17 protein-coding genes are annotated in these 20,829 nt (G+C 34.2%); 11 read left to right on the top strand and 6 right to left on the bottom strand.

The features are described 5' to 3' along the window. Nucleotides 1-6 precede the first annotated feature (6 nt). Both lon and porQ read left to right on the top strand, forming a co-directional pair. Nucleotides 7-2,454 carry an endopeptidase La gene (lon, locus tag LB452_RS08160; RefSeq protein ID WP_224461246.1) on the top strand — a complete coding sequence of 816 codons (2,448 nt, stop codon included), beginning with the start codon at nucleotides 7-9 and terminating at the stop codon, nucleotides 2,452-2,454. Nucleotides 2,455-2,574: 120 nt separating this feature from the next. Further along, a complete protein-coding gene (porQ, locus tag LB452_RS08165) occupies nucleotides 2,575-3,594 on the top strand; it encodes a type IX secretion system protein PorQ (protein ID WP_224461247.1) in 1,020 nt (339 codons plus the stop codon). Between the two features lie 3 nt (nucleotides 3,595-3,597). Here porQ and LB452_RS08170 read toward each other — a convergent pair whose 3' ends face one another. After that, nucleotides 3,598-4,581 (bottom strand): arginase family protein, encoded by a 984-nt coding sequence (locus LB452_RS08170; protein WP_224461248.1) that lies wholly within the window; start codon nucleotides 4,579-4,581, stop codon nucleotides 3,598-3,600. A 110-nt stretch (nucleotides 4,582-4,691) separates the two neighbouring features. On the opposite strand from LB452_RS08170, the gene LB452_RS08175 reads away from it, so the two are divergent. The 9 genes from LB452_RS08175 (at nucleotide 4,692) to ribB (ending at nucleotide 13,478) form a co-directional block, all read left to right on the top strand. Beyond that, nucleotides 4,692-5,843 carry a trans-sulfuration enzyme family protein gene (locus tag LB452_RS08175; protein ID WP_224461262.1) on the top strand — a complete coding sequence of 384 codons (1,152 nt, stop codon included), beginning with the start codon at nucleotides 4,692-4,694 and terminating at the stop codon, nucleotides 5,841-5,843. A 110-nt stretch (nucleotides 5,844-5,953) separates the two neighbouring features. After that, nucleotides 5,954-6,592 (top strand): peroxiredoxin, encoded by a 639-nt coding sequence (locus LB452_RS08180; RefSeq protein WP_224461249.1) that lies wholly within the window; start codon nucleotides 5,954-5,956, stop codon nucleotides 6,590-6,592. Nucleotides 6,593-6,634: 42 nt separating this feature from the next. Next, a complete protein-coding gene (locus LB452_RS08185; protein WP_224461250.1) occupies nucleotides 6,635-6,949 on the top strand; it encodes a thioredoxin family protein in 315 nt (104 codons plus the stop codon). Further along, a complete protein-coding gene (locus LB452_RS08190; RefSeq protein WP_224461251.1) occupies nucleotides 6,930-7,178 on the top strand; it encodes a DUF6952 family protein in 249 nt (82 codons plus the stop codon). Before LB452_RS08185 ends, LB452_RS08190 begins: the two co-directional genes overlap by 20 nt. Nucleotides 7,179-7,249: 71 nt before the next feature. Further along, nucleotides 7,250-7,651 (top strand): diacylglycerol kinase family protein, encoded by a 402-nt coding sequence (locus tag LB452_RS08195; RefSeq protein ID WP_224461252.1) that lies wholly within the window; start codon nucleotides 7,250-7,252, stop codon nucleotides 7,649-7,651. 51 nt (nucleotides 7,652-7,702) lie between these two features. After that, nucleotides 7,703-10,117, top strand: coding sequence for a DNA translocase FtsK (locus tag LB452_RS08200; protein ID WP_224461253.1), 2,415 nt, complete (start codon nucleotides 7,703-7,705; stop codon nucleotides 10,115-10,117). Nucleotides 10,118-10,127: 10 nt separating this feature from the next. Continuing rightward, nucleotides 10,128-10,781, top strand: coding sequence for a LolA family protein (locus LB452_RS08205; protein WP_224461254.1), 654 nt, complete (start codon nucleotides 10,128-10,130; stop codon nucleotides 10,779-10,781). 10 nt (nucleotides 10,782-10,791) lie between these two features. Beyond that, nucleotides 10,792-12,348, top strand: a complete 1,557-nt coding sequence (locus LB452_RS08210) for an LptF/LptG family permease (protein WP_224461255.1) — start codon at nucleotides 10,792-10,794, stop codon at nucleotides 12,346-12,348. Then, nucleotides 12,345-13,478: a 3,4-dihydroxy-2-butanone-4-phosphate synthase gene (gene ribB / locus LB452_RS08215; protein ID WP_224461256.1), complete on the top strand. Its 1,134-nt coding sequence runs from the start codon at nucleotides 12,345-12,347 to the stop codon at nucleotides 13,476-13,478. The genes LB452_RS08210 and ribB overlap by 4 nt, the downstream gene beginning before the upstream one ends. A gap of 52 nt (nucleotides 13,479-13,530) precedes the next feature. Here the strand turns inward: ribB and LB452_RS08220 are convergent, their stop codons facing one another. From LB452_RS08220 to LB452_RS08240, 5 genes are all read right to left on the bottom strand, one after another. Next, nucleotides 13,531-14,241 (bottom strand): DUF4488 domain-containing protein, encoded by a 711-nt coding sequence (locus tag LB452_RS08220; protein ID WP_224461257.1) that lies wholly within the window; start codon nucleotides 14,239-14,241, stop codon nucleotides 13,531-13,533. Nucleotides 14,242-14,471: 230 nt separating this feature from the next. Next, nucleotides 14,472-16,280: an acyl-CoA dehydrogenase family protein gene (locus tag LB452_RS08225; RefSeq protein WP_224461258.1), complete on the bottom strand. Its 1,809-nt coding sequence runs from the start codon at nucleotides 16,278-16,280 to the stop codon at nucleotides 14,472-14,474. An 11-nt stretch (nucleotides 16,281-16,291) separates the two neighbouring features. Continuing rightward, on the bottom strand, nucleotides 16,292-17,479 hold the full coding sequence (locus LB452_RS08230) for an acetyl-CoA C-acyltransferase (protein ID WP_224461259.1): 1,188 nt from the start codon (nucleotides 17,477-17,479) through the stop codon (nucleotides 16,292-16,294). Between the two features lie 124 nt (nucleotides 17,480-17,603). Beyond that, the gene (locus LB452_RS08235) at nucleotides 17,604-20,009 is read right to left on the bottom strand and encodes a 3-hydroxyacyl-CoA dehydrogenase/enoyl-CoA hydratase family protein (protein WP_224461260.1); all 2,406 of its coding nucleotides are present in this window, start codon (nucleotides 20,007-20,009) and stop codon (nucleotides 17,604-17,606) included. Nucleotides 20,010-20,013: 4 nt separating this feature from the next. Further along, nucleotides 20,014-20,475, bottom strand: coding sequence for a MarR family winged helix-turn-helix transcriptional regulator (locus LB452_RS08240; protein WP_224461261.1), 462 nt, complete (start codon nucleotides 20,473-20,475; stop codon nucleotides 20,014-20,016). Nucleotides 20,476-20,829: the final 354 nt, after the last annotated feature.

The following is a 20,829-nucleotide window of genomic DNA, read 5'->3' on the forward strand; positions in this document are numbered from 1 at the left end:
ATAATTATGGCAAAATCCGGACTATTTAATCTAGATAATTTATCAACTGAGAATATTGATGAGGATGCAGAATTAATTCCTTTGATGACTTCTGAGGATGAAGAAGAAATAAATCGTGAACTATTACCCGATGATTTACCAATTCTTCCACTAAAAAACACCGTTTTGTTTCCTGGTGTGGTTATTCCAATTACCGCAGGTAGAGATAAATCTATTAAGTTAATTAATGATGCTAACAATGGTAATAAAACCATAGGTGTTGTAGCTCAAATGAATGATGATGAGGAACACCCAGCTTTTGAAGATGTTCACAAAGTAGGGGTAGTTGCAAGAATCCTGAGAGTATTAAAAATGCCAGATGGAAACACTACTGTGATTATACAAGGCAAAAAACGCTTTAAAATTACAGAGCCTTTAACGAGTGAACCTTATTTGAGATGTAAAATCGAAGAATTTGAAGAAATTAAGCCGGCTCCAGATGATGAGGAATTTAGAACTATCATCGATTCGGTTAAAGATTTATCACTTCGTATAATTAAGGACAGCCCAAACATTCCTTCTGAGGCTTCCTTTGCTATTAAAAATATTGAAAGTTCTTCTTTCTTAATCAATTTTGTGTCTTCCAACATGAGCGTAGAAGTGGGGGACAAGCAAAATCTTTTAGAAACTAGTGATCTTAAGGAGAGAGCTCTTTTAACTTTAAAGCAAATGAATATTGAGTTTCAGAAATTGGAACTAAAAAATGATATTCAATCTAAGGTTCAAAGTGATATGAGCCAGCAGCAGCGTGAATATTTCCTTCATCAGCAAATGAAGACCATCCAGGAAGAGCTAGGTGGTGTTTCATCTGAAGGTGAAGTTGAAGAAATGCGTGAACGTGCTAAAACAAAAAGTTGGAAGGATACTGTTGATTCTCATTTCAAAAAGGAATTGGCCAAATTACAAAAAATGAATCCTCAGGTCGCAGAGTATTCGATACAGCGCAACTACCTGGATTTATTTTTGGATCTGCCATGGGATAAAACAACTGAGGATTTATTTGACCTCAAAAGAGCTCAAAAAGTACTCGATCGCGATCATTACGGTTTGGAAGATGTAAAGAGAAGAATTATTGAATACCTCGCTGTATTGAAGTTGAGAAAAGACATGAAGTCTCCAATTCTTTGTCTTTCAGGACCTCCTGGAGTTGGTAAAACATCACTAGGTAAGTCTATTGCTGAAGCTTTAGGAAGAAAATATGCAAGAGTTTCACTTGGAGGATTGCGTGATGAAGCAGAAATTCGAGGTCATAGAAAAACTTATATAGGTGCAATGCCGGGTAGAATTGTACAAAGCTTGAAAAAAGCAGGCACTAGCAATCCTGTCTTTGTACTAGATGAAGTAGATAAATTAGCAAGTAGTCATCAGGGTGATCCTTCTTCAGCTTTACTAGAAGTTTTAGATCCAGAGCAAAACGATGATTTTCATGATAACTTCCTGGAAGTAGGTTATGATTTGTCCAAAGTGATGTTTATAGCAACTTCAAATGATTTATCTCAAATACAGCCAGCATTAAGAGACAGAATGGAAATCATTCATGTCAATGGGTATACAGTTGAAGAGAAAATTGAAATTGCAAAGCGTCATCTGCTTCCAAAGCAAATAAAAGAACATGGTATCAAAAAAGAGGATATCAAACTTGGAAAACAGCAATTAGAAAAAATAATTGATGGTTACACAAGAGAGTCAGGAGTAAGAAATCTTGAGAAGCAAATCGCAAAAGTGGTTCGTAACATAGCAAAAGATATTGCTATGGAAGAGGAATATGAAATTAAAATAACCAATGAAAGGGTCGAAAAAATCTTAGGTCCGTCAAGACCAAGAAATTCTTATGAAAACAACGAAGTAGCTGGTGTCGTAACTGGTCTGGCATGGACTAGTGTTGGAGGCGAAATTTTATTTATTGAGTCCATTCTTTCTAAAGGAAAAGGTAATTTGAACATTACAGGTAACCTTGGAAAAGTGATGAAAGAGTCGGCAACGATTGCAATGGAATACATTAAATCCAACGCTGAGAAATTTAAATTGAATCCAGATATTTTCACTGATTACAATGTGCACATTCATGTTCCTGAAGGCGCCACACCAAAAGATGGTCCAAGCGCTGGTATAACTATGTTTACATCATTAGTTTCTTTATTCACTCAACGAAAGATTAAAAAGAATCTAGCGATGACAGGAGAAATTACTTTAAGAGGTAAAGTATTACCAGTAGGTGGTATAAAGGAGAAAATTTTGGCAGCGAAGCGTGCAAAAATTAAAGAAATTATACTTTGTGAAGAAAATAGAAAAGACATTGAAGAAATCAAAGAAGATTATCTGAAAGGTCTTACTATAAATTACATAAGTGAAATGCACGAAGTCCTAGATTATGCACTTCTGAAACAAAAAGTAAAAGACGCAAAAGTCCTTTAATTCAATTTAATTTTTAGATTAACTAAACCAGATGTTTATTCATCTGGTTTTTTAATGATTATTTTTTTCAAAATAAATTACATTGCACTGCGTTTCCTTACATACTGCTATAAAGGTTTCATGAAACACATATTTATTTTTCTGATTATAATTTTGGGAATGATAAGGCCTTCCTTTGCCCAAATTGGTGGTCAGAATACTTATCAGTTTCTTAATTTGCCTGTATCTCCTAAGATTTCTGCTCTTGGAGGAAAAAATATTACATCTTATTCTTCAGACCCTGCAAATGCACTGGCAAATCCTGCACTCATCAATTTTGAAATGCACAATCAGATGTCTGCAAATTATATGAATTATTTTTCAGACATAAATTATGGAACAGCTTCTTATGCTTATGATGTTGGAAGAAGAACTCAAATGATACAAGCGGGTGTTACCTACATAGATTACGGTAGTTTTGATGGATTTGATGAATCTGGAAATCCTACGGCTAAATTTGGAGGTCAAGAAGCAGCCTTGTCTATTGGATACGCCAGACGAATTGAGAGAACAGACTTTTATGTAGGAGCAAATTTAAAATTGATTTCTTCCAAACTAGAACAATACTCTTCTTTTGCTGGTGCTTTGGATTTGGGTGTGAGTTATATTTATTCTGAATGGGATTTAGTAGTTTCCGGAGTTGTTAGAAATATTGGGACCCAATTCAAACCTTTCAATGATGTAAGAGAAACGATGCCTTTAGAAGTGATCTTAGGAGTTTCTCAAAAATTAGAAAAGGCACCAATACGTTGGCACATTACTTTAGAAAATTTACAAGAATGGAACATTGCCTTTAGAAACACTGCCAGAGATGAAGAAGATTTGAGTGGTAATATTACACCAGACGATCCTGGCTTTTTAAACAATGCTTTGCGCCATGCCATTCTTGGTGCGGAACTTTTCCCAGATGGAGCATTTAGTGTGCAGATAGGATATAATTTCAGAAGGGGAGAGGAGCTAAGAATTCAAGACCAAAGAGCATTTTCGGGCCTTACAGGTGGTGTAAGTATAAGATTCAATAAACTTAGGTTTAGCTATTCGTATGCTCAATTCAATAGAGCAGCTAGTTCTAGCTTTTTTGGATTGAACATTGAACTTTGAGAGTTAGTCGTCATGCCTCATAAAATCTGATATCAAATAACTCAATACCATGCTGGTCATACCTTCTATACAGGTTTCAAGACCACAGATGTGTAAAAATTCAATTTTCTCCTTTCTTACTATTTTCATAAAAGTTCTTATGTCTCTTAAGCTAAATCCTGAGGATGACTCACAGTTGGCAGAAAGTCCCTGAATAGATTTGAGGTCTAGTCTAAACCCAAATTTACCGTTCAAAAAATCAATGGAGTTTTTGAATTTTACACATTTGTCAAGGGTAGTAAGGTGTAAGCAATCTTCATAGAATTTAAAGTCCATTTGTATTGAAGCAGATATAAAATTAATATTGTTTTGTGCAATATTGTTTTTATGCAGACCAAATGCATAATATTTTCTAATTAGGTCTTTATCAAAATGATTAGGAGAGTTTTGTTTTTCTTGTTTTGTAGAAAAATCAAAATTCATATTTGGAGACAAGTCAAATAAATTAATTGATTTTTTTGTTGAAGATTTTATGGCTTTCCCAATGCTTAGGGAATTATTTATATGACCTCCTAGCATGATTGGAACTTTACCAGAATCAAAAATTACGGTTGCCAATTCATAAATTATACTATCTATTTTCTCGTGAATTTCATTGATCTTTTTTCTATCTGATTCTAAATTTTGGTTCTGTTCATTCAGTTCTATTTGAAGAGGTTCCATATCAATTTCTCCCAAAACAATAACTTCATTGGCTCTATTGAATTGATTGTTTTTGGTGTTCAGTAGTTTTTGTAGTAAAATTTCAAAATTTCTGGAATTGACTTTGAAACTGGACTTAGTGTGATGTATTGTAGGAATTCCAAAAATTACATATTTAGCATCCTGGCTTTCAATTTGATTGAGATCTGAAACAGTAATAATAGCTTTACCAAATTTTTCACCATCCTCATTTACTTTCAAATATTTTGATAAACCTGAAGCATTACTGAATTTAAAATTGTCCATGTAATTTGTATTTACGATCTCTGAAATTATAGAAAAATTCTATTAGGAAAAAATATACTTACAAGAATCTGTAAGTTGGTCTTAATAAATTAAATTTGAGAAAAAAAGAAATGCAAAAAGGAATCAATACAATATGTGTTCACAGCGGAGAAGTTTTGGATGAAGTATATAAAGGAGCAGTTTCTCCGATGTATTTATCTACGGCTTATGCATACGATGGTTTAGACACCTCTATTTATCCAAGATATTTCAATAGCCCCAACCAAAAGAAGCTTTCTGAAAAAGTTGCGGAATTAGAGCATGCAGAGTCAGCGCTTATATTTGGTAGTGGTATGGCTGCTATTACAACAGCTATGCTAAGTGTTTTGAAATCTGGAGACCATGTTATTCTTCAAAATCAAATTTATGGAGGTACACGTAATTTTATTATCGAAGAATGTGAACAGTATGGAATTGAATATGATTTTGTTGATGTAAATAACTGGACCGAACTAAAATCTAGTTTGAAACCAGAAACAAAATTGATTTATATTGAAACTCCCTCCAATCCCTTACTGGAAATCACAGACGTAGCTTCAGTTACAAAATTTGCTAAAGAGAATAATGTTTTAACAATGGCAGACAATACATTTGCCAGTCCTATCAATCAAATTCCTATTGATCATGGCGTTGACATTGTGATTCACAGCGCCACAAAATACCTTGGTGGGCATAGCGATATTACAGCTGGAGCAGTTGCTTCTTCTCATGACATCATGAGAAAAGTCTTTTCTAAAGCAAAAAACTTTGGAGGTAGTCTTGCAGACCAAACCGTTTGGATGCTTGAGCGAAGCATGAAAACGCTCAATTTGAGAGTCAAGCAACAATCTAATAATGCTTTAGATTTAGCTGAATATCTTGAAGCTTCAGATTATGTGGATCGTGTATATTATCCTGGCCTAAAATCCCATCCACAGCATGAATTGGCAAAATCTCAAATGTCTGATTTTGGTGGGATGCTTTCTTTCGATCTAAGTGAAAATTGTGACATATCAAAATTTTTTAGCGGCTTGAATCTTATCAGAAATGTATTGAGTCTCGGTGGGGTAGAGAGTACGGTTTTATCTCCAGAAAAAACCTCTCATTCTTTGTTAAGTCCAGAGGAGAGAGAATCTCAAGGTATCAAGTCCAACTTAGTCAGGTTTTCAGTAGGCATAGAAGATACTCAAGATCTTAAAAGAGATTTGCAGATGGCTTTTGCTTCTAGTATAGCAAAAGAGTAGTACTATAAACAGAACTTATCTAAGTATAAGAATAGATGTTAAATTCTGTATTATCAATTTTAGTTTTATCTGTATTTTTGCATCAAATTATTAATTAAAAAAAGATATATATGTCAATAGTAGGTAAAAAATTCCCAGATTTAAAGGTAAACGCCATGGACGAAATGGGTGATACTTTTCAAATTAATATTTTAGAAAAAGCACAAAAAGAAAATAAAAAAGTTGTTTTGTTTTGGTACCCAAAAGACTTTACATATGTATGTCCAACTGAACTTCATGCATTTCAAGAAGCTTTACCAGAATTTGAAAAAAGAAATACAATTGTAATAGGTGCTTCGTGTGATACTGCTGAAGTTCACTTTGCATGGTTAAATACTTCAAAAGATAATGGAGGCATTGAAGGTGTAACTTACCCAATACTTGCAGATTCTAACAGAAACTTAAGTAGTAGACTTGGTATTTTAGATGTTCTAAATGAGCGTTATGACGATGAGGATGGACACCTAACTGTAGATGGTGATAATGTAGCTTACAGAGCAACCTATTTAATCGATGAAGAAGGAACAGTATTTCAAGAAAGTGTTAATCATATGCCACTTGGAAGAAACGTAAATGAATTTATCAGAATGATAGACGCTTACACACATGTACAAAAGCATGGTGAAGTCTGTCCTGCAAACTGGGAAGAAGGTAAAGAAAGCATGAAAGCTGACAGAGAAGGAGTTTCTTCTTACCTATCTAAAAACTAAAGAATTTCAGTTAGTCACTGAATTAATTTAAAAACAAAACTTATGTTTAAAGAATTAGATCAAGACAATTTAGCTGAAACAGTCAATAGTAACGATACCGTAATCGTTCAATTTTCCGCAACATGGTGTGGTAACTGTAGACTGATGAAGCCTAAGTTTAAAAAACTAGCAAGTGAACATGAAGATATTCCATTTCTAATGGTAGATGCAGAAAAATTTCCTGAATCTAGAAAGTTAGCTAATGTGAATAACCTTCCAACCTTTGCTACATTTAAAAATGGAGAATTTAAGAATCAAGTTCAAACTAACAAGTTTGAATCTCTAAAAGAATTAGTAAATGAAGTTACCAGTAATTAAGCATTTTCAGAAGAACAATGATGTTCAAAAACTTGAGCATACCATTGAAGTCCTAGAATCTTTCACAGAACATAGATCTGTAAAAGAGGAAGAAATGGACATTGTCGGCGAGCTTATCACCAACATTGCAGGAGCAATTGAAATGGACAAAATGGTGAAAGAAGGCATGTCAGAAAAAGACGCTGCAAATACTTTCGCTCAAAGAGTACTAGGCTCTATTGACAAGTAATTAAATATTTTATTTGGATTTATAAAAGAAACTGTTTTCACAGTTTCTTTTTTTTTATCCTAATTTTGAGAATGCTATCAATAAAAGAAATTTCATCAATGTTCAATCTGAAAACAATAAAAGAACGTATAAAATCTTTAGACTATGCTTGGAAGGGATTGACTTACCTGTTTCTAAAGGAAGATAGCTTCAAATTTCAATTGTTGTTTTCATTCATTTTTATTCTTTTAGGATTTTATTTCAATATTACAAATGCAGAGTGGTTTGCACAACTAGGGGTAATGGCTTTAGTACTAAGTATAGAAGGTATTAATTCTGCTGTTGAGCAATTGTCAGATTATATTCAGCCTAATTATGATGAGAAAATTGGAAAAATAAAAGACATTGCAGCAGGAGCCGTTATGGTAGCCGGAATCTTTGCTTTTGTCGTTCTTCTTATTCTCTATATTCCTTATTTACTTGCGATAATTTGATTAGCTAAAGCGGTTAATATTTGTATTTTTGTTTTGCATTTTACAATCTATATGGCCAAGACTAAGCAAAGCAATTCCACCAAACCAAAGCAAGAAAAGAAGAGCTTAAATTTGAAAGCATCTAAGCGTACCAAAATAATTTTTGGTAGTTTCTTAATGCTTTTTGCCATAGGTCTATTTATTTCTTTCCTCTCTTACTTTTTCAATTGGCAAGCAGACCAATCCATGATGGGTAATGTTATGGATAGAAGTGAACAAGCTAATAATTGGCTCAATAAGTTTGGAGCTTATGTGAGTCACGTACTTATTTATAAAGGTTTTGGTATTGCGGTTATTAGCTTTCCAGCTATGCTTTTTATAACAGGGATTTATCTGTTTTTAAATTTAAAACTCTTTAAGCTTAGATCTCTTTGGTTTTGGGGATCTTATATTGTTTTATGGCTTTCTTTAACTCTAGGGTTTTTCGCAGCTTCAAACCCTATTATGGGTGGAGTTGTAGGTTATGAAATTAATGATTTCCTTCAAGATTATATCGGTAAATTAGGTGTAATTCTTTTACTCGTTTTTATGTTGATCATTTATTTAGTGTCAAGGCTAAATATTACTCCAGATGCTTTGTCAAAATCTTTTTCAAATCACAAACAAAGTGTTAAAGATGAGGTTTCTGAGATGAAATTTGAACCTAAAACAAATTCAGAAGAAACTAAAGTTGACGAAGAAATTGAGGTGGCTACTTCGGATGATTCAGTACCAACTGTACATAAACATCAAGATAATGATGTTCAATTAGAAAATTCTTTCAGTGAAAAATCTTCTAAAGTAGAACCTGCTTCCGCAAAAGAAAAAATTGTCATTAAGTCTGAAGATGAGGATGATGTAGAAATGGAAGTAGAAACCGTTGAAGATGAAGAAGAATCAGACCATTTAAGTAAAAAATTAGTCGAAGATTTTGGTGAATTTGATCCTACTTTAGAATTGGCTAATTATCAGTTTCCGAGTATTGAGTTACTAAAAGACTACAATTCTGGTAGAGGAATTACCATCGATCAAAAAGAATTGGAACAGAACAAAAATAAAATTGTTGATACACTCAAGAATTACAAAATAGAAATTGCCCAAATAAAAGCTACTGTAGGTCCAACAGTCACGCTTTATGAAATCGTTCCAGAAGCTGGTATTAGAATTTCCAAAATTAAAAATCTAGAGGATGATATTGCATTATCACTATCTGCTTTAGGGATAAGAATCATAGCTCCAATTCCTGGAAAAGGTACTATAGGAATAGAGGTTCCGAATCAAAATCCATCTATTGTTCCGATGAGGTCTGTTGTGGCTTCCAATAAATTTCAGAATGCAGAAATGGAACTTCCCATCGCAATGGGTAAGACAATATCCAATGAAACCTTTACCGTTGATCTAGCTAAAATGCCTCACCTGCTTATGGCAGGAGCAACTGGACAAGGTAAATCTGTTGGTCTTAATGTGATACTGACTTCCCTATTATACCAAAAGCATCCCGCCGAAGTAAAATTTGTTTTAGTTGATCCCAAAAAGGTAGAACTGACATTGTTCAACAAAATTGAAAGACACTATCTGGCAAAATTACCGGATACTGAAGAGGCAATTATTACTGATAATACTAAGGTTATAAATACGCTGAATTCACTTTGCATAGAGATGGACAATCGATACGATTTATTGAAAGATGCAATGGTCAGAAATATTAAGGAGTATAATGTAAAGTTTAAGTCCAGAAAGCTAAATCCTGAAAATGGACACAAATTTCTTCCATATATTGTTCTGGTGGTCGATGAATTTGCAGATCTTATAATGACCGCAGGTAAGGAAGTTGAGATGCCCATAGCTCGACTTGCTCAGCTCGCCAGAGCTATTGGAATTCATCTGATTATTGCCACGCAGCGACCTTCTGTCAATGTAATTACAGGAATGATCAAAGCAAACTTTCCGGCAAGGATGGCTTTTAGGGTAACCTCTAAAATCGATTCTAGAACTATTCTGGATGCTGGAGGTGCAGATCAATTAATTGGTAGGGGGGATATGTTATTTACTCAGGGTAATGATTTGATAAGATTGCAATGTGCCTTTGTGGATACACCTGAAGTTGAAAGAATAACCGATTTTATTGGTTCACAAAAAGCATATGCAGATGCTCACTTATTACCTGAGTATTCTGGAGAAGAATCTGGCATAGGGGTTGATAATGATATAGAGGATAGAGACAAGCTATTTAGAGATGCCGCCGAAGTAATTATAACAGCGCAACAAGGTTCTGCATCACTTCTCCAGAGAAAATTAAAACTAGGTTACAATAGAGCTGGTAGAATAATAGATCAACTAGAAGCGGCAGGTATTGTTGGCCCATTTGAGGGCAGTAAAGCAAGACAGGTCTTAGTCCCAGACTTTATAGCCCTTGAAGAACTACTTAAAAACGAACAAAATTCATAATCCACATTTCATGAAAACGATAAAAACTCTAAGTTTTATTTTATTATTTTTAATTGCTTCCAATTTTGTAAATGCTCAAAATGACAATGAGGCAAAAGCATTGGTTAAAGATGTGCTTGATAAAGTCCAATCTTATGATAATTTCGTTATAGATTTTTCTTACACTTTAGAAAATACTGAGCAGAATCTTAGACAAGAAACTCGTGGCGATGTCAGTATAAAGGGCGAAAAATATGTATTGAACTTAATGGGAACTACACAGATCTTTGATGGTGAAAAAATATACACTATTGTTCCTGAAGATGATGAAGTCACTATATCATCTTATGATGAAACAGACACTGAACAAATTACTCCTTCAAAAATGCTTACATTTTACAAAGAGGGATATCGTTTTAAGATGGATGTTCTGCAAGATGTAAAAGGAAGAAAAATTCAATACGTTGAGCTTATTCCGATGGATTCTAATAATGAAATGAAAAAAATATTACTTGGTATTGATAAACAAACCAAACATATTTTCAACTTAATTCAAGTTCAACCAAGCGATACTAGAATAGAATTCAGAGTTACAAAATTTAAAACAAATGAGCCATTATCTGCCAACCATTTTGAATTCCAGAAGTCGAAATATGCAGATTACTATATTAATGAATTAGACTAATTTATTTGTATTGAAAATTCTAGATCGTTATATCCTAACCTCCTTTGTAAAAACCTTTATTTCAGTTTTTACAATTTTGATGTTTATTTTTATACTTCAATCGGTATGGAGGTTTATAGAAGAGTTTGCAGGTAAGGATATTGATCTAGAGATCATTTCAAAGTTTTTATTTTTCCTTCTTCCTAATCTCATCCCAATGGTTCTGCCGTTAACCATTTTATTGTCATCGATTATGACATTTGGGAGCTTTGCTGAGCAGTATGAATTTGCCGCAATGAAGTCAGCTGGTATTTCACTCCAAAGAGCCATGCGAAGCCTTATAGTATTTATATTGATACTTGGCGCAGTTACCTTTTATTTTGCAGATACTGTTATACCATTTGCTGAAGGAAAAGTCCTCAACATGCGTAAAAATATCGCTCAAGTTAAACCCTCAATGGCAATTGTAGAAGGGGCTTTTAACGATATGGGGAATATCAATATAAAAGTGAGTAAAAAAAGTGGGCCTAATGGGCGGAATTTAGACGATGTTATAATTCATAAAAAATCGGAAAGTAGAGTAGGAAATTATACTGTAATCAAAGCCGATTATGGTGAGCTAGAGTCCAGCGAAAATTCCAATGTACTTTCGCTTATTCTTTACGATGGTAATTATTATGATGAAATTCCCACAAAGACATATCAACAAAAATTGAAATCTCCTTTTGTCAAATCTGCGTTTGACAAATATGTATTGAATATGGATTTATCAGAATTCAACGATGTAGATCTGGAAGATGAAAGTTTAAAACATCCTTACAAGATGTTGAATACAGGGGAGCTTAAAATTCAATTAGATTCGTTTTCAAACGATTTTAATAAAACAATATCTAGTTACGACAGAATAATAAAGCAAAGAAGTGGAGTGCTGCGAACTTTAAACATGGCTAAAAAAGATACTTCTGAAAAGGACTCAAGAAAAATAAATCAGAATTTGAAAAAGGAATCTTCTACTGAAAGTGAATTAGCTGACTCTGAAAATAATAAAGATATAGAATTGCATTCCAATTTCTCAATTGACAGCTTATTCTGGGAGTATGATTATAGACAGCGAACTCAGCTTTTCAATATCGCTACTAACTCGGTGAACAGTATCTTACCACAAATAAGTTCAAAAAAGAATCAACTAAAACAGAAAAGCGTTTTATTAAATAAAATTGAAATGGCGATGCACGATAAATATGCTTTACCGTTTGCCTGTGTAATATTGTTTTTTGTTGGAGCTCCACTAGGAGCTATCATTAGAAAAGGTGGTTTAGGTTTACCAATGGTGGTTGCAATCATCTTGTTTTTAACTTACCACTTTATTGGTTTGTTTGCTGGTAATAGTGCTGAAGGAGGAAGCATATCTGCATTTTTAGGCTCATGGTTGTCAACAATCGTATTACTCCCACTAAGTATTTATCTAACCTACAGAGCCACAACAGACCAAGGATTCGTTAATTTAGATTTTATCACAATTCCAATTGATAATTTGGTGAAGAAGATAAAAGTAAATGTTTTTAATATCAGAAATAATAAAAAATGACAGAGGGAAAAATTAAATTAGACTCCATACAAGAAGCTATCGATGATGTAAGAGCTGGAAAAGTGATTATTGTTGTAGATGACGAGGACAGAGAAAATGAAGGAGACTTTTTGGCAGCAGCAGAAAAAGTAACTCCAGAGATGATTAATTTTATGGCAAAATATGGAAGAGGTTTGATCTGCTCGCCACTTACAGAAGGTCGTTGTAAAAACTTAAATCTTTCAACAATGGTCGGCAACAACACCGATCCTTTGGAAACAGCTTTTACTGTTTCTGTAGATTTGAGAGGGAATGGAGTAACCACTGGCATCTCAGCATCAGATCGCGCAAAAACTATAAAAGCACTTTGTGAAGAGGAAACCAGACCACAGGATTTGAATCGTCCTGGGCATATATTTCCATTAATCGCTAAAGAAGGGGGTGTACTGAGAAGAACAGGCCACACAGAAGCTTCAATTGATTTTGCAAGGTTAGCAGGTTTAAAACCGGCTGGAGTGATTTGTGAAATCATGAATGAAGATGGAACTATGGCCAGACTTCCACAGCTTGTAGAAGTTGCCAAAGCTCATAATCTCAAACTTGTTTCTATCGAAGATCTTGTTGCTTACAGGATGCAACACGACTCTCTTATTGAAAAATCTGAAGATTTTGAACTTAATACACGATTCGGTAAATTTAGATTAAGAGCTTATCATCAAACCACAAATGATCAGGTGCATATTGCATTGACTAAAGGTACATGGAAAACAGATGAGCCCGTTTTAGTCCGAATGAATTCTACTTTAGTCAATAATGATATCCTTGGAACATTAACATCCAATGCTGATCAAAAACTGGATGATATGTTTAAGCAATTGAACACTGAAGGTAACGGAGCTATCGTCTTTATCAATCAAGATGTTCAAGGACTTAACTTGATCTCGAGATTGAAAGAGTTAAAGCAAAATCAGAATGATGGCATTGCTAAAGCTCCTAGGCTTATAATGGATGATAAAGATTTCGGAATTGGAGCACAAATTTTACATGACTTAGGTGTTCATAAAATTAAATTGATGTCCAATTCTCAACAAAAGAAACGAGTAGGAATGATAGGCTACGGACTAGAAATAATAGATTATGTGAATTATTAATTCATATTAAGTTTAAATAATTAAAAAGCTCTTCCATCGAAGAGCTTTTTAATTATTTAAACTTTTTCCATCGTTCCTGGATATACTCTCCTTCAGAACTTTTTCCGTTATGACTCCAAATACCATCTTTTATTTCTTTACTGAATGAAAGCGTATCACCAACCATATTTGGATTTTTGGAAAAAAACTGAATGATCTCTTTATGTTTATCATTTTCATAAGTCCATTTTCCACCACTAGATCCAAAAAACTCTCCAGTCTGGCTATTTAATGCTAATATTTGATAATGATTATCTGTTAGTATTTTCAGTGTTTTCCGTGGTTTGTCCTCTATCGTTGTCCATCTTGAATCCCTGAAAACTTCGTGAATTTTCCAGCAGGTTACATTTTCTTTTTCCGCAGAATCAACTTTGACCCAGGTTTCTGTATTTCTGGAATTCCGATCTTCCAACTTCAAAGTATCATTTTCTATGTAATAACTGTAATTGATGTAAGTACCTGTAACAGCTCTGGAATTTGAATGAATTTCGTAGTTTTCGATATAATCTGATTTTGATAAAGAATAGGTTCCTCCAGAAGCTGATACAAATTCTCCTGAAGATTTTAATCGGGTAGAGGACGTAAAATAATTATCGCTAAAGAGTTTGATGGTTTTAAGTTTTTTTGACTTTTTATCGACCCTTTGCCATGCTCCATTGAGTTGCTGGGCTTGCAAAATACACGAACTAAAAATTGACAAAATTAATAGGTAAAAAAATTTCATTTTTTGTTTTTTTAATATTGAACACTAATCTAGATATTTTTTTAGTGTATCCATTAGTATTCTTAAGGTGACTTTAAGTTTTCATATATGTCTATTGAGATATTTAAAATTACAAATGGATTTAAAGAAATGTATTTAAAGATATCAATAAAACTGTATCAAATTCAGCTTAAATTCAAAACCCTGTCTCAAAAATAAGACAGGGTTTAAATATTCAGAATTATCGGAAATTAGATCGCGTACTTGTTGTCTTCGACAATTTTGTCTGCAATTATATTTCTTAATTCTACAATGTTTGGATAGTTCTCGTATTTTGTGAATCGCTTTAATCCCATCAACATCATTTTTTGCTCATCGCCTTCAGCAAAAGAAACAATACCTTCTTTAGCTTTTTCGTTGATTTTGTCTACAGCTTTATACAATCTTAATTTTGCCATAGCGATTTGCACTTTTTGAGTCTCTTCTCCAAAACGATTAGCATTTTTTTCCGCTCTCAAAATTGCAGATTCAGCCATATAAGTTTCGATTAAAATATCGGCTGAAGCTAACAACAATTGCTGATGTTGATCCAACTCTTCACCATACTTCTGAGCTGCACTTCCAGCCACCATCAAGAAAACTTTTTTAAGTTTTTTTAACATTGCTTTTTCCTCAGCAAGTAATTGTGTGTAATCTGGTGTTTCAAATGAAGGAATTCCGGTTAATTCATCTGCAACAGCTTTTGCTGGACCTAGCAAATCAACATGACCTTTCATTGCTTTTTTGACTAACATTCCTACAGATAGCATTCTGTTGATTTCGTTGGTACCTTCATAGATTCTCGAAATACGGGCATCTCTCCAAGCTGACTCCATTGGAGCGTCTGCAGAAAATCCCATACCTCCATAAATTTGGATTCCTTCATCAGTACATTTCTGAATATCTTCTGATACTGCAACTTTAAGAATAGAACATTCAATAGCAAATTCTTCAACACCTTTCAGCTCTGCTTCCTGGTGTGAGCTCCCGCTTTCTTTCCTTAAATTAATCCTATCTTCAATATTTTTTGAAGCTCTGTAAGAAGCAGCTTCATCAGTATATATGGCCATTGCCATTTCAGCAAGCTTGGATCTTATGGCACCAAATTTTGAAATTGGAGTATCAAATTGAACCCTATCATTTGCATAACTAACTGCAGATCCTAAAACTCTACGTTGAGCATCAAGGCAAGCTGCGGCAAGTTTAATTCTACCAACGTTCAAAGCGTTCATAGCGATTTTGAAACCACCATTTCTCTCTCCCAATAGGTTTTCTGCAGGAACTTTTGTCTCGTTAAAAAACACTTGACGAGTAGAAGAGGAGTGAATACCTAATTTTTTCTCTTCATCTCCCATTGAGATACCATTTTTTAAATCTTTCTCAACAATAAAACCGGTAATATTTTTATCATCCTCGATTCTAGCGAATACAATGAATATATCACAGAATCCAGCATTAGAGATCCACATTTTCTGACCTGTAATTTTATAGTGAGATCCATCTTCTGATAAGACAGCTTTCGTTTTTCCTGAATTGGCATCAGATCCTGCTCCTGGTTCAGTTAAACAATAAGCACCAAACCATTCTCCTGTAGCCAATTTTGGAATGTACTTTTTCTTTTGCTCTTCAGTTCCATAAAGAGTAATAGGTAAAGTACCAATTCCTGTATGTGCACCAAAAGCTGTTGCAATAGATCCTGTAGCTCCAGAGATGTAGTCACAAACCAACATGGTTGAGACAAAATCCATTCCTAAACCATCGTATTCTTCTGGAACTGCAACACCTAAAAATCCAAGTTCTCCAGCTTTACGCATAACTTCTTCCGTCAGATCGTAATTCTTTTTTTCAAACTCTTCTTTTTTAGACCAAATTTCTCTGTCTACAAACTCTTTAACAGAGTCTCTCATCATTTTTTGTTCATCTGAAAAATCTTCAGGTGTGAAAATTTCTTCAGCCTTAGTTTCTTTTACAATGAATTGACCACCTCGGATCAATTCAGCAATTTTTTCTTTTGTTTCCATTTTTCTTTTTTTTAATATACTTCATAAATTCCAGCAGCACCTTGTCCGGTTCCGACACACATGGTGACCATGGAGTATTTGTTACTTAATTTTCTCTTTTTCATTTCGTCAAAAATTTGAACTGATAGCTTGGCTCCAGTACAACCTAATGGATGACCGAGCGCAATAGCACCACCATTCACGTTTAAGATATCTTGATTTATGTCTAGTTCTCTGGCAACCGCTAAAGATTGAGAGGCAAACGCTTCATTCAATTCTATCAACTCTATGTCACTAAGCTTCAAGTTAGCTTGTTTCAAAGCTTTTGGAATTGCTTTTACAGGACCGATCCCCATAATTCTTGGTTCTACACCAACAGTGGCGTAAGACACCAATCTGGCAACAGGCTCAAGATTTAGCTCTTTTACCATTTCCTCACTCATCACCATGACAAAAGCTGCTCCATCACTCATTTGAGAAGAATTACCAGCAGTCACACTTCCACCTTCAGCAAAAACTGGTCTTAGTTTATTCAAAACTTCTTCAGAAGTATCCGCTCTAGGACCCTGATCCTGATCTACGGTATAAGATTTAGACTGCTTCTTACCATTGGAATCCACAAAAATGTCTTCAACGTTTATAGGTACAATCTGATTTTGGAATCTGTTTCCTTTTTGAGCTTTGATTGCTTTTTGATGGGAATTGAAGGCAAATTCATTTTGATCTTTTGCATTGATTTTATACTTCTCTGCAACTGCTTCCGCGGTCAATCCCATTCCCCAGTAGTAACTTTCATTTCCTGCCCTTGCAACTTCGTAATTAGGAACTGGTTTGTAACCACCCATTGGAATGTAACTCATACTTTCTGCACCACCAGCAATGATACAATCTGCCATTCCACTTTGAATTTTTGCAGAAGCCATAGCGATGGTTTCAATTCCGGATGCACAGTATCTATTAACTGTAACTCCAGGAACTTCTTCAGTTTTAAGTCCCATCAATGAGACTAATCGTCCTATATTAAGGCCTTGTTCTGCTTCTGGCATTGCATTGCCAACAATGACGTCGTCAATTCTAGATTTGTCAAAATCAGGTAATTGTTTCATCATGTAGTTGATGGTTTCAGCTGCTAGATCATCTGGTCGTTTAAAACGAAACACTCCTTTTGGAGCTTTTCCTACTGCGGTTCTATATCCTTTAACTATATATGCTGTTTTCATTTTCCTATCCCTAACCCTTTCCGAAAGAAAGGGAATTTTGATGGGTGTTTTTTTCAGTTTATACTATTTTCAAATTTCGCTATATTCTTGAAGTTTTCACTTTGGGAAGATTTAGATGGAATTTCTAATTTCTCAAAGGTTTTCCTTTCTTGATCATATGCTGTAAACGTTCAAGGGTTTTCTTTTCACCACAGAGTGATAGAAATGCCTCTCGTTCAAGATCAAGTAAATATTGTTCTGATACATAATTAGCTTCAGACAAATCGCCACCAGACATGACATAAGCGAGCTTATTGGCTATCTTCTGATCATGTTCACTGATATATTTACCAGCTTTCATTTGATCTGTACCAACTAAGAAAGCACCTAATGCCTGTCTGCCTAATACTTTAATATCATTAGTTTTTACAGGTTGAGTATATCCGTTTTGAGCCATTAATTTAGCTTGTTCTTTGGCTACGGCTAACTGTCTATCTCTACTTACTACAACAATATCTTTACCTCTTTCCAAAATATTAAGGTCATAAGCTTCATGTGCAGATTTAGCGACTTTCGCCATACCAATAGTTAAGAAGTTTTCCCTTAATCTGTTTAATTCAACATCATCTTTTTGGAAAGTCAAAGCTGCACGTCTGGTCATTTCTTTGGAACCACCACCACCTGGGATAACTCCTACTCCAAATTCTACTAAACCGATATAAGTTTCTGCATGAGCAACAACTTTATCTGCGTGCATAGACAACTCACATCCACCGCCAAGTGCCATTTGATGTGGAGCTGCTACTGTCGGTATAGAGGAATAACGCATTCTCATCATTGTATCTTGAAAATATTTGATAGCGCCATTCAATTCTTCGTATTCCTGCTCTACGGCAAACATGAAGATCATTCCAATATTCGCACCTACAGAGAAATTATCTCCAGTATTAGAAATTACAACACCATCATATTCCTTTTCAGCAATATCCATGGCGGCATTGATGCCATTGAGAACATCTCCACCAATCGAATTCATTTTACTTCGGAATTCGATATTCAAAATACCGTCGCCTAAATCTTCAGCAACTAAATCTTTATTGCTGAAAACTTCATGACTTTCTCTAATGTTATCAAGAATGATAAAGGCATCTTGACCAGGAATCTTTTCATGAGATTTTTTATCAATATCATAGAAATAAGTTTTCCCAGATTTCACATGATAAAAAGAATTTTCTTTGGCTTCTGAGAGTATTTGAACCCAGTCTGCAATTTCAAAACCTTCGTCTTTCATCAATTGGATTCCCTTTTCTAATCCAATCGCATCCCAAATCTGAAACGGACCATGTTGCCATCCGAAACCAGCTTTCATGGCATCATCGATTTTGTATAATGCATCAGTGATTTCAGGAATTCGATTTTGTACATATGCAAATAAAGCAGCAAAGTTTTTTCTGTAGAATTCACCTGCTTTATCTTTTCCTTCGATCAAAATCGGAAACCTATCTGCAACTACATCTACTGTTTTTGTTTTTTCTAAAGAGTCAAATTTTGCTGATTTTTTATCTCTGTATTCTAATGAATCAAGATCTAAAGATTTAATTTCACTAGTACCATCATCATGCTTTACTTTTTTATAAAAGCCTTGACCTGATTTACTACCCAGCCATTTTTTCTCCATCATGTGATCGATAAAGTCGGGTAATTTGAACAACTCATGACGCTCATCATCTGGAACGTTATCGTAAAGCCCATTAGCAACATGTACTAAAGTATCAAGCCCTACAACATCTACCGTTCTAAAAGTTGCAGACTTTGGACGCCCAATCACTGGACCAGTCAATTTATCAACTTCCTCAATCGTCATGTCCATATCTTTAACCATATGAAATAAACTCATGATACTGAAAATACCGATTCTATTACCTATAAAGGCTGGTGTATCTTTAGCAACAACAGTAGTTTTTCCCAAGAATTTTTCACCATAACCATTTAAGAATTCTAATACTTCATCTGAAGTATCCGGTCCTGGAATAATTTCAAGAAGTTTCAAATATCGTGGAGGGTTGAAAAAGTGAGTTCCACAAAAATGTTTTTTGAAATCATCAGATCTTCCCTCATTCATGAATTTAATTGGAATTCCTGAAGTATTTGAAGATATTAAAGTTCCAGGTGTTCTATGCTTTTCAAGGTTTTCAAAGACTTGTTTTTTGATATCAAGTCTTTCAACTACAACCTCTATGATCCAATCTGCATCTTTAACTTTAGAAATATCATCATCAAGATTCCCTGTTTCGATTCGCTTTGCAAAGTCTTTATGATAAATAGGAGAGGGGTTAGATTTTAATGAAGATTGTAAGGCTTCATTAACAATTCTATTTCTAACCGAAGTATCTTCAAGTGTTATTCCTTGCTTTTCTTCAGCTGCAGAAAGTTCTCTTGGTACAATATCTAGAAGTAAGACTTCTACACCTATATTTGCGAAATGGCAAGCGATACCACTTCCCATAATACCGGAACCAATAACGGCAACTTTTTTGATTCTTCTTTTCATATGATTATTGAATTTTGGCTTGTTCGTGTTCTTTTATAAATACTTTTTTATCAGAAATAATTTTGTTGATTTGATCCATTACTTTAATGAATGTTTGTAGGTCTTCATTCGAAATATTGTTTTTTACAGCTTCGTCAAAAGATAAAACAACATATTTTGAAAATTTTCTCATTTCAACTCCAAAGTCAGTTAAGTATATAAGAACACTTCTACCATCATTTGGATTTTTTCCTCTTTTAATTAAACCTTTTTCTTCCATAGCTTTCAATGTTCTAGACAAGCTAGTTGACTCAACACCCATTTTTGGTCCTAAAGCTGTTGATGGGGTACCTTTTTCTGAATCAATACTTAAAAGTGCAAATCCAGTAGCCATACTACTACCTTTTTTATTTGCTTCCTCATTATACATTTTAGCAACTGCAATCCAGGTAGACCTTAATATGTAATCAATTGTTTTCTCTTTCATATTCTTCAATTAAAACAAATATAAGTAATTTTACTATGCATGCATAATAAAATTTTATTTTTTTCTCAGACAACAATCAAACCTAATGATGTAAGTTGTGGGTGATGAGATGGTTAGAGTTGGAGTGAAATTTTATTTATAAAACCTTCGCAAAAGTTTGGTTTGTGGAGGAAAAGAGTTGTAGTTTTGCGCACCGCTAATTGAGGTACTGAGAGGATAACACAAGGATAGAGTTGAGATAATGTTTATTTATTTTTGCTTGTGAGGATGTCAGATAAGTTGTAGTTTTGCCCTCCTGAAATTAATTAGTTTTCGTTCATTAAAAAAGTTTTTATTTTTTTTAAAATTATCACT

The sequence above is a fragment of the Psychroflexus longus genome (assembly GCF_020164595.1).
Taxonomy (GTDB): domain Bacteria; phylum Bacteroidota; class Bacteroidia; order Flavobacteriales; family Flavobacteriaceae; genus Psychroflexus; species Psychroflexus longus.

What these genes read in the sequence shown, in the direction of transcription:
- lon (WP_224461246.1), top strand. Translation starts at nt 7, where the DNA reads ATGGCAAAATCCGGACTATTTAATCTAGATAATTTATCAACTGAGAAT.
- porQ (WP_224461247.1), top strand. Translation starts at nt 2,575, where the DNA reads ATGAAACACATATTTATTTTTCTGATTATAATTTTGGGAATGATAAGG.
- LB452_RS08170 (WP_224461248.1), bottom strand. Translation starts at nt 4,581, where the DNA reads ATGGACAATTTTAAATTCAGTAATGCTTCAGGTTTATCAAAATATTTG.
- LB452_RS08175 (WP_224461262.1), top strand. Translation starts at nt 4,692, where the DNA reads ATGCAAAAAGGAATCAATACAATATGTGTTCACAGCGGAGAAGTTTTG.
- LB452_RS08180 (WP_224461249.1), top strand. Translation starts at nt 5,954, where the DNA reads ATGTCAATAGTAGGTAAAAAATTCCCAGATTTAAAGGTAAACGCCATG.
- LB452_RS08185 (WP_224461250.1), top strand. Translation starts at nt 6,635, where the DNA reads ATGTTTAAAGAATTAGATCAAGACAATTTAGCTGAAACAGTCAATAGT.
- LB452_RS08190 (WP_224461251.1), top strand. Translation starts at nt 6,930, where the DNA reads ATGAAGTTACCAGTAATTAAGCATTTTCAGAAGAACAATGATGTTCAA.
- LB452_RS08195 (WP_224461252.1), top strand. Translation starts at nt 7,250, where the DNA reads ATGCTATCAATAAAAGAAATTTCATCAATGTTCAATCTGAAAACAATA.
- LB452_RS08200 (WP_224461253.1), top strand. Translation starts at nt 7,703, where the DNA reads ATGGCCAAGACTAAGCAAAGCAATTCCACCAAACCAAAGCAAGAAAAG.
- LB452_RS08205 (WP_224461254.1), top strand. Translation starts at nt 10,128, where the DNA reads ATGAAAACGATAAAAACTCTAAGTTTTATTTTATTATTTTTAATTGCT.
- ribB (WP_224461256.1), top strand. Translation starts at nt 12,345, where the DNA reads ATGACAGAGGGAAAAATTAAATTAGACTCCATACAAGAAGCTATCGAT.
- LB452_RS08220 (WP_224461257.1), bottom strand. Translation starts at nt 14,241, where the DNA reads ATGAAATTTTTTTACCTATTAATTTTGTCAATTTTTAGTTCGTGTATT.
- LB452_RS08225 (WP_224461258.1), bottom strand. Translation starts at nt 16,280, where the DNA reads ATGGAAACAAAAGAAAAAATTGCTGAATTGATCCGAGGTGGTCAATTC.
- LB452_RS08230 (WP_224461259.1), bottom strand. Translation starts at nt 17,479, where the DNA reads ATGAAAACAGCATATATAGTTAAAGGATATAGAACCGCAGTAGGAAAA.
- LB452_RS08235 (WP_224461260.1), bottom strand. Translation starts at nt 20,009, where the DNA reads ATGAAAAGAAGAATCAAAAAAGTTGCCGTTATTGGTTCCGGTATTATG.
- LB452_RS08240 (WP_224461261.1), bottom strand. Translation starts at nt 20,475, where the DNA reads ATGAAAGAGAAAACAATTGATTACATATTAAGGTCTACCTGGATTGCA.